Annotated in this window: 10 protein-coding genes; all 10 read right to left on the bottom strand. The window is 43.4% G+C overall.

Annotated elements, in window-relative coordinates:
- Window positions 1-4: 4 nt before the first annotated feature.
- Entirely contained in the window at window positions 5-3,502 is a 3,498-nt protein-coding gene (locus tag L0M98_RS14910; RefSeq protein WP_227216755.1) for a SusC/RagA family TonB-linked outer membrane protein, read from the bottom strand.
- Window positions 3,503-3,641: 139 nt separating this feature from the next.
- Entirely contained in the window at window positions 3,642-4,763 is a 1,122-nt protein-coding gene (locus L0M98_RS14905; protein ID WP_227216756.1) for a FecR family protein, read from the bottom strand.
- Window positions 4,764-4,809: 46 nt separating this feature from the next.
- A complete protein-coding gene (locus L0M98_RS14900; RefSeq protein WP_186978247.1) occupies window positions 4,810-5,364 on the bottom strand; it encodes an RNA polymerase sigma factor in 555 nt (184 codons plus the stop codon).
- Window positions 5,365-5,566: 202 nt separating this feature from the next.
- On the bottom strand, window positions 5,567-6,661 hold the full coding sequence (locus L0M98_RS14895) for a TlpA disulfide reductase family protein (protein WP_227216757.1): 1,095 nt from the start codon (window positions 6,659-6,661) through the stop codon (window positions 5,567-5,569).
- A 158-nt stretch (window positions 6,662-6,819) separates the two neighbouring features.
- Window positions 6,820-8,202: a hypothetical protein gene (locus L0M98_RS14890; protein WP_227216758.1), complete on the bottom strand. Its 1,383-nt coding sequence runs from the start codon at window positions 8,200-8,202 to the stop codon at window positions 6,820-6,822.
- A 20-nt stretch (window positions 8,203-8,222) separates the two neighbouring features.
- Window positions 8,223-9,719 (bottom strand): RagB/SusD family nutrient uptake outer membrane protein, encoded by a 1,497-nt coding sequence (locus L0M98_RS14885; protein WP_227216759.1) that lies wholly within the window; start codon window positions 9,717-9,719, stop codon window positions 8,223-8,225.
- A 10-nt stretch (window positions 9,720-9,729) separates the two neighbouring features.
- Window positions 9,730-13,233, bottom strand: coding sequence for a SusC/RagA family TonB-linked outer membrane protein (locus tag L0M98_RS14880; RefSeq protein ID WP_227216760.1), 3,504 nt, complete (start codon window positions 13,231-13,233; stop codon window positions 9,730-9,732).
- Window positions 13,234-13,379: 146 nt separating this feature from the next.
- The gene (locus L0M98_RS14875) at window positions 13,380-14,483 is read right to left on the bottom strand and encodes a FecR family protein (protein WP_227216761.1); all 1,104 of its coding nucleotides are present in this window, start codon (window positions 14,481-14,483) and stop codon (window positions 13,380-13,382) included.
- Window positions 14,484-14,534: 51 nt separating this feature from the next.
- Window positions 14,535-15,071 carry an RNA polymerase sigma factor gene (locus tag L0M98_RS14870; RefSeq protein ID WP_237961740.1) on the bottom strand — a complete coding sequence of 179 codons (537 nt, stop codon included), beginning with the start codon at window positions 15,069-15,071 and terminating at the stop codon, window positions 14,535-14,537.
- Window positions 15,072-15,759: 688 nt separating this feature from the next.
- Window positions 15,760-18,063 carry a sensor histidine kinase gene (locus L0M98_RS14865; protein WP_227216763.1) on the bottom strand — a complete coding sequence of 768 codons (2,304 nt, stop codon included), beginning with the start codon at window positions 18,061-18,063 and terminating at the stop codon, window positions 15,760-15,762.
- Between the last annotated feature and the right edge of the window lie 60 nt (window positions 18,064-18,123).

Below are 18,123 nucleotides of genomic sequence, written 5' to 3'. Positions count from 1 at the left end.
CATTTTATATACCAATAGAAACCGAAAAATTATACCTTCTTGCACTAGGATACCCGAAAGCTCCTCTATTCTCGGGATCGATCCCCCTGTATTTGGTTAACGTGAACGCATTAGACACATTAAAATTCAGACGCATCCGAGTCAAACGCAACAAAGAACAAAGACGAGGTGAAAGATTATACCCCAAAGAAATATTCGTGCATTTCAGATAATTCCCTTTTTCAAACCTAAAATCATAAATATCATATAAATAAGAAGAGTTATCCGACTGATATTTAGGCTTATCCGTAATATCTCCCGGTTTCCTCCACCGATTAGCTTCCATTGCCAATACATTCTGTGAAGTAGCATAAATATCTCCGCTACTCGTCATACTTTGGAATGATGGAATAAGATGCCCCGCCATAAAAGAAAAATTAGTAGAAAGACTGAGGCTTTTATAAGTAAATGAAGTACTGAAACCTCCGGTATAAGGCGGATATTTTTCACCTAAAAATACTCTGGCTAACATCTTCTCTTGGCCTGTCGGATTTGCATCCATATTCACCACGTACCGTCCGTCCTTGTACAAACTTCCCAACTGATTCCCCTCCTCATCCAAGCGATCGATATAAGCCAAAGCTCCCCCTGTTGCCGGATCCACGCCTGCATATTTAAAACCATAAAACGCAGACACCGGTTCATCCTCAATATACAAACTGTACAAATAGCTCATGTTGGAATGTACACTCACGGGCAGTTCATCCACGCTCTTGTAATAAGTTTCCGTCACAACACTTTTATTGGTCGCGAAATTAAAAGAGGTCGTCCAGCTAAAATCATCCGTTCGGATATTCAAAGTTTTAACTGAAAACTCCCAACCGGTATTTCTCAACGATGCCACGTTTGCCTTGATACTCTTCTTCCCGGATGAATACCCCAGTATCTTGTCATCCAACAAATTTCTCGTGTCATTATTATAATAATTCACGCTTACATTAATCCGGTTATTTACTAAAGAGGCATCGAACCCGAAATTACGATCTTCTTTCCGTTGCCACTTGATCGAAGGATTACCCGGCACATATTCATCCATCAACTCCATTCCATCATAATAATAATTCGAGTAATTCCTGATCATAAGCGAAAATGGCAAAGCATTCCGGTCTATGCTTCCGGTAAATCCATAAGAAACTCTCAAAGCCAATTGATTAACAAACCACACATTTTCCATGAAAGATTCATTGTGCAAATTCCATTTTCCACTCACGTTCCATAATGGAGAGAAACGATTCTTCGTACCGATAATATCCGCACCATCCAAACGAGCCGAACCGGCAACAATGTAACGATCCTCGTAACTATAAGACCCCGTGGCAAAGAAAGAAACACTTCTATCCTGAGATTCTCCATGGCGTCCTAAGCTCGTGAAGGACACTTTTGAACTGATTTCTATTCCCGTTAAATCCGGGTATGTCCCGACACCATATGTCGGATTCCACTCCGGAAGCATACTGGCAAAGCTATAACCTTTCTGGGAAGATACCTCATGCCCAAGTAATATATTCACGTAATGTTTGTCAACAAAGCCCCGCGCGTAAGTCAACTGGTTCCGGACCGTCCACCCTTGAGAACGGGATGTTGACTCGGAAAGTTTACCTTTATTCAAATAATCCGGTGTTTCATCACCATATACATTTTTAACCCAAGATGTCAATTTGGAAGTATATGAACCGGGTAAAAGTTCGGACATCATATGATTGTTTGAATTTGACAATGTTCCCATCGTCGAAAACATCAACCCCTCGATAATCTTAAATTCCAATTTAAGATTCAACTGGTTACTCAAATAACGGGTTTTATTCGTGTTCTCGTTCAAATCTTTGAGAATATTGAAATCATACAAATACCCGTCACGGATAGTACTTAATGCTGAAGTATAACTTCTATCATATGCATAATCTCCGTTTTCATCATAAAGACGTTCATACGGGTTAGCGTACGTGGCATATTGCAGAGGATTTACAGCAGAAGCAGAACTACGGTCATTACGCAATGAACTCCTAGCGTCAAAATAAATCCGTAACCATCTATTGAAGTCATGCGTGAAATTTAGTGTCGCACCCACCGTTTCATATTTATTATTCGGCATCACCCCTTCCTGAGTCATGTAAGAAAGACTTCCGTAATACTGAGTCCGCTCATCCCCTCCGGAAAGCGTAGCGCTATAATTTTGAGTCTGTGCAACCCGAAATATCTCTTTGAACCAATCCGTATTAATCCTACTTAACCTTTCAATTTCAGCCTCCGCATCAGAACGGCTAATCAACCCGTTATCCGCATCACGAAGTAACTGTTGAACGCGTCCGCCCAAACGATAAGACGAAAAGTCCTCGTAAATACTTCTCTCGAAATCAACTTTTTGCCGAGAATTCATCATCACCAAACGATTTTCCGGCGCCTCACTCACTCCAAAAGAAGCCTGAATATTCAAATAAGATTGACCGACAGTTCCGCGTTTTGTTTTAATAACGATCACGCCATTTGCAGCACGGGCTCCATAAATAGCCGTTGCAGCAGCATCCTTCAACACAGTAATACTCTCTATATCATCCGGAGCTATATTCCCGATACCACTGGTCAGTACGGTTTCTTGAAATTCAGTTCCCCCCATACTAACTTTAGGCACATCTCCTTGTAAAGGCATCCCGTCAACAATCCACATCGGATCGGAACTTCCGGTCAAAGAGTTTATACCCCGGATTCGAATCTCTGCTTGTGCTCCCGGACGACCGGATATACTCATCGTTGAAACACCCGCCATAGTACCTTTTAAAATTTCTTCCACGCTGGTATATCCTTTATTCATAATATCCTTTGACGTTATCGTTTCCGTCGATCCCGTCATCCGCTCTTTCTTGATCTCTTGATAACCGGTTACCACCACTTCCTCCATCTCCGTTGCACTCTCTTCAAGAATAACCACGATCGGCTTATCCTGCTTTTTATAAACCACGTCTTTTATCTTCATCCCGATAAAAGAAAAGCGCAACACGATAGAATCCCGCTCCGGTATAGTCAACGTAAACTCACCTTTTACATCTGTAGCCACACCGACCGTAGTCCCTTTCAACACGACGGATACACCCGGTAATGTTTCACCTTTCTTGTCCTTCACGATACCTTTTATGATGATCTTTTTCACCTCATCGGGTATCGTCATTTTTCTTTCCGAGATCAAGATATAATTATCTTTCACTTGATACACGTACTTATCCCCCAAAACCTGTTCAAGAATTTCGTCCAATGTTCCGTTTTGCACATCCAACGCAACACTCTTTTTCACGTCTAAAATTGACGTATTATAAAAAAACTCGTAATGACTCTGCTTTTTAATTTGTTTAAAGATAGACTCGATCGTCCCGCTCTTCACATTGAAAATCTCCTGTGCCCCTTGGGAATAACAATCTTTACCCCAAACACTAGAGGCTGAAATCAATAATAATAAAAATAGATTTCGCATGTACCTCAAAATTTTACTGCTCCATTTTTTTTTCATACATTTGTAATTAAAGTTCATGACTCATTCACGTACATCGTCTGTAAACTTTTGCGTGAATGTTGTTATCCATAAAGACAGGGAGGGTGAGAGCTCCCTGTTTTTATTTATGTTCTACTAAAATATTCTTTCCGTTTATTTCGAATTTCACATCCGTGATTGTTTCTATCAATTCAAGTAAATAACTTGCCGAGCGATCTTTTTCCGCGGCTCCTGTAAAACGTAAATTCTGCAATGTACTATCCTCATAAGCCACGCTGCAATCATACCAACGATTCAGTTTGACCATAATATCCTCCAAACGCATATCCTCAAATTTGAAAATCCCCAACATCCATGAAATATAAAGCTCCGGATCAACCTCTTCCAACTTTACCTGCTTGTTCTCTTTATTATATTCAAACCTCATTCCCGGGGTAATATTAAACTCTTTTTGTTCATCACGTCCCCGCACGGATACTTTCCCGGCAACCAATGTTACTGAAGCCTCATGATCCGCCGCATAATCGGAAAGATTAAAAGAAGTACCCAGTACCCGTACATCAATATTCGCGGTATTCACGATAAAAGGTTTATCCGATTTAGCCACATCGAAATAAGCCTCCCCCGTCAATTTCACTTCCCGCACATCCCCCGCAAAAGCTACCGGATAAGTCAACGCAGAACAAGAATTCAATCGCACGCTCGACCCATCGGACAAAAGTACCCGGTATTCCCCTCCCGCGGGTACAGTGATCGTATTATAAAGGAGTTCCGATCTTTTTTCTGCTAAAGTGTAATCCAATATCTGCAAAGAATCATTCTTAATCATCGCACCCTCTTTATCCCGGATAACAGACACTTTATCCAAAGGTACTTCCCGACCGTCACTCAATCGCAACACCGCAATTCCTCTTGCCGGTAATATATCCTGTTTTGCTAACCCCGGTTGTTCTTGTTTCCGTGTTTCGTTAAAATAAAATACACCCGCCCCCACGATAAATAATATGGCAATCACCGCGGCATATCGAGAAAATACAAGTACACGACGCTTTTGGGTGATATTGCTTATCCTTCGATGAATGAAATACCACAATTGGGCTAATTTACCTTCGGGTATTTCCGGCAGGTTCTCGACGTCATCATTGAATTGATCATACCAACGCATAACCTGTTCTTCTTCTTCAGGCGTACATTGATGCTCCCTGTATCTTTTTAAAAGATCATATATTTCTTTTGTCCCCATTTTTCACCTTCTTTTCCTATAAGACAGTTCCGGGGAGCAAAAAGTACTAAAAAGAAAATAAAAAATTTTTCTGTCTCACTTCATGTTGAAGTCTATGAAGTATATCACCTAACTGGTTTTTAATAGTTTGCTCCGAAACTGATAATTTCTCGGCAATCTCTTTTATGGATAAATTTTGTTCGTGACGAAGCATATACACGCATTGTAGCCGGGACGGGAAACCCGACACAATCCGTCGTATATTCTCGTTCAAATCTTCTGATACAATCTTTACCCACGTGTAATCGTCTGTTTCCTCCGGTGCGCATTTTCCCTGATACTTATCACGCACCTGTTCCTGTTTTATCGAATTCAGTATATGATTTCTCAACCAAATCAAAAGATAACCCTTCACGGAAGAAGTAACCAGAAAAGAACTCCTTTTCTCCCATACTTGTATAAAAAACTCCTGAAAAATATCATCCGCATCAAAGGAATTATTTACACGAGCGAGAATATTCCGATAAACCATATCGGAATAACGGGAATACAACTCGTGGAAAGCAGCAACACTCCCTTTCTTTATATCATTTACAATTTCAATGTCCGCTCTATCCGGCACAATCCTCTCTTTTTAGATAAATATTCGAACGATTAATGAGCTAAAAAAAAGAGATATTCTTAATCTTCCGGACAGAACTCGTAAACATTGATAATTAGATAGAAAAAAAATCCAAGCTTCTTGGATAATGTTTAAAAATTAGATAATTTTGAAACTCATTAATCGTTCGTTTTTTGCGTTCAATATTTTCATGCCAAGTACCTCATAATAAACCTTGTACACAAGTCCTTATATTTTCCCCTCTCACGTAACTCCCCACAATCCTATTGGTAGCATCCAACACGAAAACAGAAGGAACCGCACTAATCTTATACAACTGTGCAGCAGACGATTGCCAACCTTTCAAGTCCGACACGTGCCTCCACGTCAAGCCGTCTTCCTTGATCGCTTTCAACCAAGCCTCCCGGTTTGAATCCAATGACACGCTGATAATTTCCAATCCCCGCTCCTTGAACTCGTGATATATTGCCACCATATTAGGATTCTCCGCACGGCAAGGTCCACACCACGATGCCCAGAAATCCAGTATTTTCACCTTCGCTTTCACCGAATAAAGAGATAACGAATCCCCTTCCGGTGTCAGTAATGTAAAATCGGGAGCTATTTCCCCCTTCGCTGTTATTTTCGCATCCAAATAACGTTGAGTGATAATCTTCCCGTAAGGAGTATCCTTCATCTCGTCACTCAATAAATCATACATCGGCTTCAATCGCTCGAATCTCATTCTCGGGTTCTGTTTGAACACGACATACAATCCAGGTAAGCTATTCCCTTGTTCCTTCAAAAAACGGAATTCACTTTCCCCGTAAATAGAATCCAACTCATCATTTCTTTCTATCAACTGCCGACAAGTCTCCCGCTCCCCCGCTTTTCGTGCCTCTGCAAAAGCCTTTTCCAACTCGGGCATCTCTTTATATATATCCGCCTTTTGCATCATAAATTCATTATAACTCTTCTGAAGCCCGCCCCCGTTCACTTCCGATTGCTCGAATTGCCCCTTATTCAAATAAATATGAAAAGATTGATTCTCCAAAAACAAAGGCAACACCTGACGTCTTGATTTCCCTTGTACTTGTGCAATTAAAGGCCGCGGGACACTCCCTTCAAATCTAAATATCCCGGACTCGACAACCGCCACACCTAACGTATCCCATTGGCCTTCAATATTTCGAGCCGCAAGAAAAAGTGTATCCCCCTCCATTCCATCAACCTCTCCAAAAACGATAAACTTCTGTTGTTCACCACACCCGAACAATAAACTCAAACAAAAAACAATAAAAGATATTCTTCTCATCATACATCTGTTTTAATACACGGTAATCACATCAAATAAAAGACAGTTGTAAACACCCGAAAGTACTATTCCGGCAACAAATTATTCCTAAAAACTCTCTCCGTCAGCTAAGCCGACGGAGAGAGTTCAAATCTCAACTATCAATACCTCCTAAAAATACATCAATCTCCCCCGGTAAATGCCCAATCGGACTTATAAGCCCAACGGGAAGGACATCGCTCCAGTACCATTCTCAACCTTTTCACTTGATCGACAGAGAGAGAATTCTTGTAACTATACATATCCAGCACATTAAAGGACGTGAAATACTCCATGGGACGGGTCGGATCATTCTCCGGTTGACCGTCCAGATTATTTCCTTTATAAACAGTGGGATAATAACCATAGTCAAAACTATAAGTATCCGGACAATAGTCGCTATCCCCATCCGGGTTCAAATAACTATACTTGTCACACCTCGTCTGAAGTATCCCGAAATACTCCGCCACCGGAGTTGCCAGACTAAATTCATTCTTCCCTTGCACTGTTGACGGGGACAACAAAGCCGCCAAATTCACCATAAATCCGACATCACGACAATCCGTTACATCATTTACCGTGAAACTATCCATATGTTTCATGGTCAATCCCGGGATAGATTCCAAATCATAGTCGGAATGTATCACCGAAGGAGCCAACATCCTGTACGACGTCGAAGCACCCGTCGTTGAAGTCGAAGTCGTGAATCTCGCGACCCAGATATTCATATACTTATTCGGGTCCCAGATAAGCGTTTTCTTCTTATTCAAAATATAGGCCAAATACTGGGTAGTCTTCGTGGAGGAAGTTCCCATTGCCGTGAAATCGGCTGCCGAAATATCCACGATATTCTTTCCGGGTTCCTGCATTTTCAACCCGTTGTAATCATAGGTCGCCAATTTAAACACGACCTTCGCGTTTCCGGCATTCGGGTCTGTCGTGATCTTCCGGTTAAAAGCATCGGACACCCGTTGAAGTTGCCCTTCCAAAAATTCCACGCTCAAATCATAACCGGGAGCAGCCGTGGCAGGAGGCACGAGTATATGGAAAACAACCGGAATCACGATCTCCTCGTAACTCTCGTCCGGCAACTCCCGAATCGTGATATCCAACCGATTACTTTCAAGATTTCCCCCTTTCGCGTAAAATTGTAACACCGTCCCCGGGGCATCCGTCGTCGTGGAATAATAATTACCTTCCACCACCTTACCATTCCCGTCATACACTTTCACGTAGTCCGCCGGTAACTGATCCGAAGGAACCAAAAACTCTTCCTCAATCTCTTTCCCGTAAAATTCTTTCGTGTCTTCATCCCGACCATACGCCATCACCTTTCTCTTGGCATACACGAAAGTACGGAAACCCATCTTATTGACTCCGTTAGGCACTAACGTCTTATGATCCCCGCGTAACTCGATTCTTGAAATTTCATCCGGTGAAATATTCAAATCAAAAATCACACTCTCTTCTTTTTCACACGAGGTCAAAAACAACATCGTGATTAAAAAAACGATTATATATCTCATAACATTTTCATTTACATTTATTACTTCCAACCCGGATTCTGGGGTATATTATTGTACATCAACTCGTAATCAGCTGGTAGCGGGAACGTGTACCTGTAATCGTCACTTTCCAAAGTGTACGTTTTCACTTCGTTCGTCGCCTCGTCTTTTGCCTGACGCGTAACCTTTACTCCTGTCCGTTTCATATCCAGCCAATTCATTTGCTCCTCGTAAGCGAACTCCTTACGACGTTCTTTCAGGATCTCACCGATCACGTCATTACCGGTATAACCCGTGTATCCCGGAATCTTGCTACGCTTGAACTCGTTCAGTAATTCCAGCGCCCCATCTTTCCCTTGACGGGCAAGAGCTTCCGCTTCAATCAACATCAAATCGGAATAACGGAATAAAACATGCACATCGTTAGCGCTATGATCATCCGTCGCCTGCCACCTCGTCACGCATATTTTACCATCAATCTCCTTAAAATACACCTCCCGACGGATATCATTCGCATCATACAAGCCGTACAATTCCTCGGAAGGACATTGTACCAACAACTGTTCCGGTCTTCCCCATGGAGCATAATCATTCCCCCCGTAAGCGTATATCGCGAAACGCAATAAAGCGAACTTATGCGGTTTCGTCGTACCTTTCCCGAAAGGAACCGTCGTCAACTCGAATTGTTCGTCTACCGTATTTTCTACACGTTCATTTTTTCTAGCCTCCTTCGCGTAATATTCCGCCTTACTCCAATCATCATCTTCCGCCGCACAAGACTCTGCTTTAAATTGATATGTTTGAGCGAGAATAGCGTATATTATCCTTTTATTAAAAAATATATTCCAAGCTTCGTCAGGCACTGTTTCATACGCGAGAACATCCATGAGCTCCCCGATTAGCTTCGCATACAAATCCGTCTGTTTCCATCTTTTCCCGCCTTGAACCACATCGGCATCAAAATTAAAGGGGATACCGTACTCGTTTTTGTCATATGGAGCAAACAACTGATTCAACCGAAGTAAATAATAAGCTCTGATCACCCTCGCTTCTCCCGATATCCTCTCGCCATCCGTTTTATTATAATCCGGCACATTCTCCAAATCTTTCAACACCATATTGATGTACCCGATAGAAACAAAGACCTCCTTCCATAGCTCACTTGGAAATAAATATCCTTCCCAATTCTTAATCTCCCCGTATTCCTTTACAAAATTCTGACCACCGCGGGCAGGATTGGCAAAATCGTCAAAAAGGAAATTAACCATATCCAAATCGTTCGTGTATAAAATGGACGATACATTATTACGCCTCGTGAACGGGTACTGCACGTATTCATCATTAAACCGTACACCATTACTCACGTATCCCTTGCAATAACTCGAGGATGTTGTCGCGAACAACAACGTGGACATAGCATCCCGGACATCACTGATAGTATAAACTACTTTCGTATTTTTAGGAGGCATATCCAAAAAGTCAGCACACGCCCCGCAGAAAAACACCATGACAAACAATAAAAATATATTTCTTTTCATAACCTTCAAATTAAATACCTATTGACAACGAAACAGTATACGAGCGAGCACTCGGGTAAGTAAAAGCACCTTTCGTCTCCGGGTCTATTCCCCTGAATTTCGTCAACGTGAAAACATTAGACATATTAAAGTTAAGGCGAGCCCGGGTGATCCGCAATTTAGCGCATAACTCCGGTTCCAGATTATACCCGAAAGAAATATTGTTGCATTTCAAATAATCTCCCTTCTCGAAGCGGAAATCAAATAACTGGTATAAATACTCCGTCCTACTCGTGCCGTACTTGGGAATATCGGTTTGATCTCCCAACTTTCTCCAGCGGTTCGCTTCAATCTTCAGCACATTCTTCGCCGCGGCATAAGCCGTCCCGCCGGAGTAATACTGGAACGAGCGGGCCAGATGCCCCGTCATGTAAGTGAATTGGGCGAAAAGACTAAACCTCTTGTAATTGAATTGAGTCGTAAAACCTCCGGTAACAGGCGGATCACTCCGTCCCAAATATCCCCGGGAAGCGTTAGCTAATTGCGTAGTCAAATCATTATCCATATTATACACGTACTTCCCTTCCGCGTTCAATGTACCCAATCGGTTACCGTCATCATCAAACCCATCCACGTAAGCTAACGTATTTCCCGTGTACGGGTCTACGCCCGCGTATTTATAGCCATAATACGCCTTCACGGGTTGTCCTTGAATATACAAACTATACAAAGATTCAAAAGTAGAATTTGTGCTGGCGGAAATCTCGCTCAACTCTTGATAGTAGGTATCCGTAACCTTATCTTTATTCTTTGTAAAGTTCACGGAAGTAACCCAACTAAAATCATTCGTCCGCACGTTCAGGGTTCTCAAGCTAATCTCCCATCCCCTATTATTCACCGATGCCACGTTCGCCGCCACGGAAAGACGTCCCGTGGATGCCGCTATCTTCTTATCGTCCAACAGATTTCGCGTATCATTATTATAATAATTCACGACCAGATTTATCCTGTTATTAAACAACGACGCGTCGAACCCGATATTCCGGTTCTCCTGACGTTGCCACTTGATCGACGGATTGGAAGGATCGTAACGATCCATAATCTTCTCTCCGTTGTACGAGAAATTATCTACCTTACGCAAAACAGAGAAAGGCAAAGCGTTGCGGTCGATACTTCCGACAAAACCGTAAGAAACCCGGAAAGCCAACTGATTGATAAAACCGAATCGACTCATGAAAGCCTCGTTATGCAGGTTCCACTTGCCACTCACATTCCAAAGCGGAGAGAAACGATTCTTCGTCCCGATAATATCCACCCCGTCCAAACGGGCACTTCCTTGAAACACGTAGCGGTCTTTATAACTGTAAGATCCCGTCATAAACAAGGATACACTTCTATCCTGCGTTTCGGAATGAGATCCCAGACTCGATAACGAATTTTTAAAAGCCGATTTCAACGTCCATCCTGTCAAATCAGGATAAGTAGCCACCCCGTAGACATCACTCCATTCCGGGATCATGCTCGTGAAACCGTATCCTTTTGAAGAAGAAACCTCCTGCCCGAAATAAGCATTGATATAATGATCCTCACCGGAGAATCCGCGTGCAAATTCCAACTGATTGCGAATCGTCCATTGCTGAGAACGGGAAGTCGATTCCCGAATCATACCGTTATTCATCTCGTCCGGCACCTCCCCCTCCGAGTACAATCCCGCAAGCCATGAAGAGGCTTTCGAGGCATACGAGTCAGGAACCAATTCCTTCTTCGAGTGATTGTTCGAACTCGAGAATGTCCCCATGGAAGAAAGCATCAATCCTTCCAGAATCTTGAACTCGAGTTTCAAGCTGACCTGATTGCTCAAATATCTTGATTTCGTCGTGTTCTCGTTCATATCCTTCAAGATATTGAAATCATACTTGTACCCGTCCTTTATGGCGCTCAAAGTGGAATAAGAACTACGGTCATACTCGTACTCCCCGTTCTCGTCATACACGCGCTCGTAAGGATTGGCATAAGTCGCGTAATCCAGCGGGTTCACGGGAGAGGCGGAACTACGGTCATTACGCAAACTACTTCGCACATCGAAATGAACCCTCAGGAATTTATTAAAATCATGAGTCAATTTCATCGAAGCACCCATGCTCTCGTACTTGTTGTTCGGCATCACACCCTCTTGTGACAGGTAAGAAAGACTACCGTAATACTGTGTCGTTTCGTTACCGCCGGAAAGTGAGATACTGTAATTCTGCGTCTGCGCCACCCGGAAAATCTTATCGAACCAATTCGTGCTGATTTTACTCAACCTCTCAATTTCCGCCTCGGCATCCGATTTTGAAATCAAACCGTTATCCACGTTCTTTAGCAACTGATATACCCGTCCCCCGATATTCAATCCCGGGAAATCTTCATATATACCCCGTTCGAAAGCGATTTTCTCCCTCGTGTTCATCATCTTCAGGCGATTATCCGGGGCTTCGCTCAAACCGTAAGAGGCTTGTATATTAATATACGACCGCCCGGCAGTTCCCCGCTTCGTCGTCACCACGATAACCCCGTTCGCCGCACGGGAACCGTAAATGGCAGTGGCGGCAGCATCCTTCAACACGGTGATACTCTCGATATCATCCGGCGGGATATTACCGATACCGCTCGTCAGCACCGTTTCCTCGAACTCCGTACCACCCATGCTCACCTCGGGAACATTTCCCGTGAGCGGCATCCCGTCCACGATCCAGATAGGATTCGTATCGCCGGTCAGCGAATTGATACCCCGAATCCGTATACGGGCTTGGGCTCCCGGTCGTCCGGAAAGATTCATTACCGCGACTCCCGCCATTTGTCCCTTCAACACGTCCTCCACGCTGGTGTACCCTTTATTGGCGATATCTTTCGAGGTAACCACCTCTACCGATCCCGTCATCCGCTCTTTCTTAATCTCCTGATAACCGGTAACGACCACCTCGTCCATCTCCGTCGAACTCTCCTCCAACACCACCGTGAGCGGTTTGTCCTGCTTCTTGTAAACCACGTCTTTCATCTTCATCCCGATGAAAGAAAACCGCAAGACGATCGTATCCTGCTCGGGAATGGTCAACGTAAACTCACCCTTTACATCTGTTGCCACCCCGATAGCCGTACCCTTCAACAGAACGGACACGCCCGGTAGCGTCTCACCCTTTTTATCCTTCACGACACCCTTTATCGTGATTTTCTTTACTTCGTCCGGTAATACCGTCTTTCTCTCCGAGATCAGGATATAATTATCCCTGACCGTGTAGACGTACTTATCACCCAACACCTGTTCCAAAATCTCTTCCAACGTGCCGCTCGTCGATGTCAAAGCAACGTCTTTCTTCACGTCCAGAATCGACGTGTTGTAGAAAAACTCGTACTGACTCTGTTTCTTGATCTGCTTGAAGATCGATTCTATCGTACCGCTCTTCACGTTAAAAGTTTCCTGTTTTCCCTGCGAGTATCCTACCCTAGCCCATACACTAGAGGCTGAAATCAATAATAATAAAAATAGATTCCGCATGTACCTCAAAATTTTACACATCCATTTTTTTTTCATACCTTTGTTATTATAGTTTATAACTCATTCACGAAAAGAGTTTGGTCGACACGCTTCGCGAATGCTGTTTATTGATTATTTAAACGGGGAGGGTGAGAACTCCCTGTTTTTCATTTATTCATAACTAAAATCTTCTTGCCCGAAACCTTGAACTTCACGTCCGTGACGGTTTCGATCATCCCTAATAAATAACTCGCCGGTCGGTCTTTCTCCGCGGCACCGCTAAAACGTAATCCGCGCAAAGAGGCGTCCGCGTATTCAACTTCACAGTCATACCAACGATTCAATTTGGTCATAATATCTTCCAGACGCATATCCTCAAACCGGAATTTCCCTTTCATCCATGACACGTAAAGATCGGTATCCACTTCCTCCGTCCGTACCTGCCCGTCCCGCTTGGAATAGGCAAGCATCATACCCGGCGTAATTTCATATTCTTTTACAGCTACACGCCCTTCCAGCAAAGTCGTTTGGGCTTGATAGTCATCCTCGTAGTCCGACACGTTGAACGAAGTTCCCAACACACGCACATCCATACTCGAGGTCTTGACAATAAACGGCTTCACACCTTTCACGACATCAAAAAAAGCCTCTCCCTTTAATTTCACTTCCCGCGCATCACCGTGAAACGGTACCGGGTATGTCAACGACGAACACGAATTTAACCGAACACTCGAACCGTCCGACAAAAGTACCCGATACTCTCCCCCCGCCGGAACCGTGATTGTATTATACACCGGCTGTACCGCACCGTCCCCCGCCAAAGTATAATCCAGCACTTTCGTCGAATCATTCTTGATAATCATCCCCTCCCGATCTCTAATCGTCACCGCCTCCGTCAACGGGACTTGACGCCCGTCACTCAATTGCAAAACGACAACTCCCTTTGCCGGAAGTATCTCCTGTTGAACCAATTCCATTCCATTTTTCTTCGCTCCTTGATTGTAGTAAGCAATGCCCCCCGCGACCAAGCATAAAATAACCGCGGCAACGGCACAGCGGTATATCCACCCGATGCGTCGTCCTTTCCTTCCGTTTACCCGGTTTTCAATAGAACTCCACAATTGATCCAACTTTCTCTGCGGAATTTCAGGCAATAGCTCGGCTTCCTGCTCAAACTGCTGATACCACCGAATAATACGTTCTTTCTCCTCCGGGGTACATTCATTCTCCCGGTATTTTTTCAATAAATCATATATTTCGTTTACGCTCATAAATTCTTGTCCTTTATTATATGACAAATCGGAGCGACAGGTAGTACTATTCTAAAATAAAAAATTATTCTGCATCATTTCATTTCGCAATCGCCGAAGCACCTCAGTCAATTGATTTTTAACGGTTTGCTCCGACACGGAAAGTTTACCAGCGATCTCTTTCACTGACAAATTTTGTTCCCGACTAAGTATATACACACACTTCAACCGGGGCGGCAATCCCTCGACGACCTCTTTTAACTTGTCATTCAAATCTTCCGCCACAATTTTCACCCACGTGTAATCATCCGCTTCCTCCTTCTCACCCTGCGCCAACTCGTGATGTTTATCCCGGATTTGTTCCAATTTTATCGTGTTTAGAATATGATTCTTCAACGAAACCATCAAATACCCCTGCACGGAAGAAGTTACTTCCAGAGAACTCCTTTTCTCCCAAAACTTGACGAAAAACTCTTGAAAAATATCATCCGCGTCAAAAGAAGAATTTACCCGAACAAGAATATGACGATACACCATTTTGGAATAACGGAAATACAACTCATGAAAAGCAGCCGCGCTACCTTCACGAATCGCATGAATAAGCTCCATATCCGACTTCCGCGATTGCATAAGACCCCTGTATATTACATGTTCGAAAATAACCCTTTATCTCAGACCTTTGAAACAAAGTTAGCAATAATTTCCTTAATCGCAAGTTTCCGAACATTTGTCTTGTATCCCGAAAGACCTTTCACACGGGTACGCCGATCATTTGCTTTCCCCATTAGCTTTCTTTTTTTATTGGCAGAAAAAAAGACGGTTCCGCCTGTCCCGTTGCGTAACACCTCAACGGCTGTGGATGCATTAACACTCCATCACGGGGGTACGGAACCGCCGTATGGAGATAACAGGCACAAAAAATGCCTGTCACATTGTGGCAGGTTTCCCCGCCGTTGAGTATGTTACGCATTACAAATATACAAACATTTCTACAAAAACAAAACACTTTTTCACTATTTAGCCCACTCACCCTCCACTCCTCACTTGTTGTATACCAACCGTTATACTAGGGTATACCTTGAGCGAAAGATAAAACGATCTTCCAACCTGCCGGACAAATCATAAACGGGGCAAATCATAAGCGGGTGTTAAAAAAGCATATTCTTTGCTAAAACGTGGGCGAACAGTAGGCGAACAGTAGGCGATATGTAGGCGATGCCGCCCAATAGTCACCCAATAGTCATAAGAAAGCCGCATGACAGTAGAGTTTCACCCCTATTCAGAGATAGTTAAAGACTTATTCTTCCGAAACCAATTTCACATTCAAGGGATGCCGCACGACAAAACGGGCTCCCTCCGTGTAATTCTTGTCAATCCAGATATCACCGCCCATCATGGTGATTGTCAATTTACAAATTGCCAATCCAAGCCCTGTACCCTGCACGTATTCATCCAATTTCTCAAAACGCTCGAATACCTTCTTTTGCTTCTCTTCCGGGATACCGCAACCGGTATCCGTCACGCTGAAATAAATACAATCTTCTTTCTCGTCGACCTCGAAAGCTAAAGTGATACTTCCTCGCGGCGTGAATTTATTGGCGTTGGATAATAAGTTTATCAATATCTGCTGCAAACGCTGAACGTCTGTCCGCAACATATATTGTTCACACGGAGCCTTGAACACGTATTCGACACCATCTTTCTTACCATAACTCGTCGTTGCCAACACGCTCTGGCACAACGAAACAAGTTCTGTTTCCTCGAACGAGAATTTCAAACGCCCTGTTTCCAACCGGGATATATCCAGAATATCATTAATCAACCGAAGCAAGAGATCCGAATTTTTCTGTATAATTTCTACAAATTCACGACGGGTAGCGACATCATAGTCATCCGCCACCAGCACACCGGAGAAATCGACGATAGCATTCAACGGGGTACGAATCTCGTGGCTCATGTTAGCCAAGAACGCTGATTTCAACCGATCCGATTCCTCCGCCCTCTCTTTCGCCTGACGTAATTCGATTTCTATCTGTTTCTGCTTGGTCATATCTTCCAGACGCATCACCACTCCCAGTAAATTCTTCTCCTCGTCAAATACCGGATTCGCCAGAATATAAATGTAATAATTTCCCTGTTTCACAATCGTGTCCGCCACCTTACCCGTTCTCATCGCCGTAACAGCCGGACAGTACGGGCAAGGCTGATCCAAATTCCGTAACGCTTTATAGCAAACCTCCCCTTTCGAATTGGATACACATTCCATAAGAGCCGTAAAATCAACCCCATTATGCCACTTGATCGTAAAATCGGGATTAATAAATTTAATTCCCGTGTTCACGTTATTCAGAATAAGGGTATTATCCTTCTGCGCTTCAACCAAAGCATCCTTAAACCGCTTCGTGCGAAGGTAAAAATACATCGCCAACACGAATCCCAGCAATAACAGGATAAATGCCAGCACAACCCCTATGATTTGATACTTGTATTCCTCGAAATAAGATAACTTCTTGTTGTAGAAGAGGGCACCCTTTGCCACCTCTTTATTCAAAAAGTTACCCTTCCTCAATTTCTCGTAATCGAAACAATATTGATTGGGAATAATCTGTAACCCCTGTTCGGACAATACCGAATCGGACTGGTTTTCCAACCCTATGACCAAACGGGCAATATCCTTACCGACAGTCCTGTATTCCGGTACGCATCCCCCGGTAGCCCAATACCCCATACCGATAGAAGTAACGGTAAAAGCCGACAAACCCGGATTCGTCATCATCATCGAATACGTGGCATTCCGCATGAAATACCCGTCATTCTTGTCCACCCGCCAAGTTCCCAATAAAATCGCGGTATGCTCGGGTAATGTTGAGATTCTTTCGGTAATCGAATAAACGGTATGTTTCCGACCGTCCAATAAAATTAGATCCAAATCGGGATACTTTTCCCGCATTTCCTCTTTTACAAGAGCCTGCAAAGAAACACCGCCATAACTATTATCGGAAATAAAGGCAATATGCTTCGTGTCGGGATAGAAATCCAGAATCAACTCAATATTTTTTTCGACATCGTACTCGTAAGCGAATCCTAAAATACGGAAATTCTTTAAACTATCATTGACAACATCCACACTCTCCGATTCCCAATTCTCGAGATCCGTCCCATCCTCCGGCAGCAACACGGCGTTCCGGCTCACCATTCCCCCTATAATCGGAATATGAAAAGAGGTCAGTGAATCCTGTGAAAGATAGGATGTCCATGCTTCCTGCCCCAGCAAGATAATCGCCTTGGGCAAACTCTTGCCGGTGTATTTCGCCAAAATATCTTTCATCCGGGATTTCCAAGAGCAAGCCTCGGAAAAACTCTTACAGTTCATGTTCTCTATTGCCACCGAAGATTTACCGCTCGAAGCATTGTATTCATCCAAAAATTCGGATATATTCCGGGATGTCTGCGAGGTTTCGGGGTTATAAGAACTGATTATCAATATCAATGAATCCGGGCCAAGATTCTTGCCTGTCGTCGTCCAGCTTATGCACAACAACAAAAAGAACAAGCATCCATGCTTCAAATATTGATATTTTTTCCAGAGGAATTCCAACATCTTCTTTTTAGTAACGACGCAAAGATATTAATTTTCATACAAAATCGAACAAAATATTTC

The sequence above is a fragment of the Butyricimonas sp. DFI.6.44 genome (genome assembly GCF_022132345.1).
Taxonomy (GTDB): Bacteria; Bacteroidota; Bacteroidia; order Bacteroidales; family Marinifilaceae; genus Butyricimonas; species Butyricimonas muris.
Note: the sequence above shows the minus strand (reverse complement) of the source record. Positions and strands in the feature narration are given on the sequence as shown.

Bases quoted from the DNA above. Each gene is read 5' to 3' on its own strand.
- L0M98_RS14910 (WP_227216755.1), bottom strand. From the start codon at position 3,502: ATGCGAAATCTATTTTTATTATTATTGATTTCAGCCTCTAGTGTTTGG.
- L0M98_RS14905 (WP_227216756.1), bottom strand. From the start codon at position 4,763: ATGGGGACAAAAGAAATATATGATCTTTTAAAAAGATACAGGGAGCAT.
- L0M98_RS14895 (WP_227216757.1), bottom strand. From the start codon at position 6,661: ATGATGAGAAGAATATCTTTTATTGTTTTTTGTTTGAGTTTATTGTTC.
- L0M98_RS14890 (WP_227216758.1), bottom strand. From the start codon at position 8,202: ATGAGATATATAATCGTTTTTTTAATCACGATGTTGTTTTTGACCTCG.
- L0M98_RS14885 (WP_227216759.1), bottom strand. From the start codon at position 9,719: ATGAAAAGAAATATATTTTTATTGTTTGTCATGGTGTTTTTCTGCGGG.
- L0M98_RS14880 (WP_227216760.1), bottom strand. From the start codon at position 13,233: ATGCGGAATCTATTTTTATTATTATTGATTTCAGCCTCTAGTGTATGG.
- L0M98_RS14875 (WP_227216761.1), bottom strand. From the start codon at position 14,483: ATGAGCGTAAACGAAATATATGATTTATTGAAAAAATACCGGGAGAAT.
- L0M98_RS14870 (WP_237961740.1), bottom strand. From the start codon at position 15,071: ATGGAGCTTATTCATGCGATTCGTGAAGGTAGCGCGGCTGCTTTTCAT.
- L0M98_RS14865 (WP_227216763.1), bottom strand. From the start codon at position 18,063: ATGTTGGAATTCCTCTGGAAAAAATATCAATATTTGAAGCATGGATGC.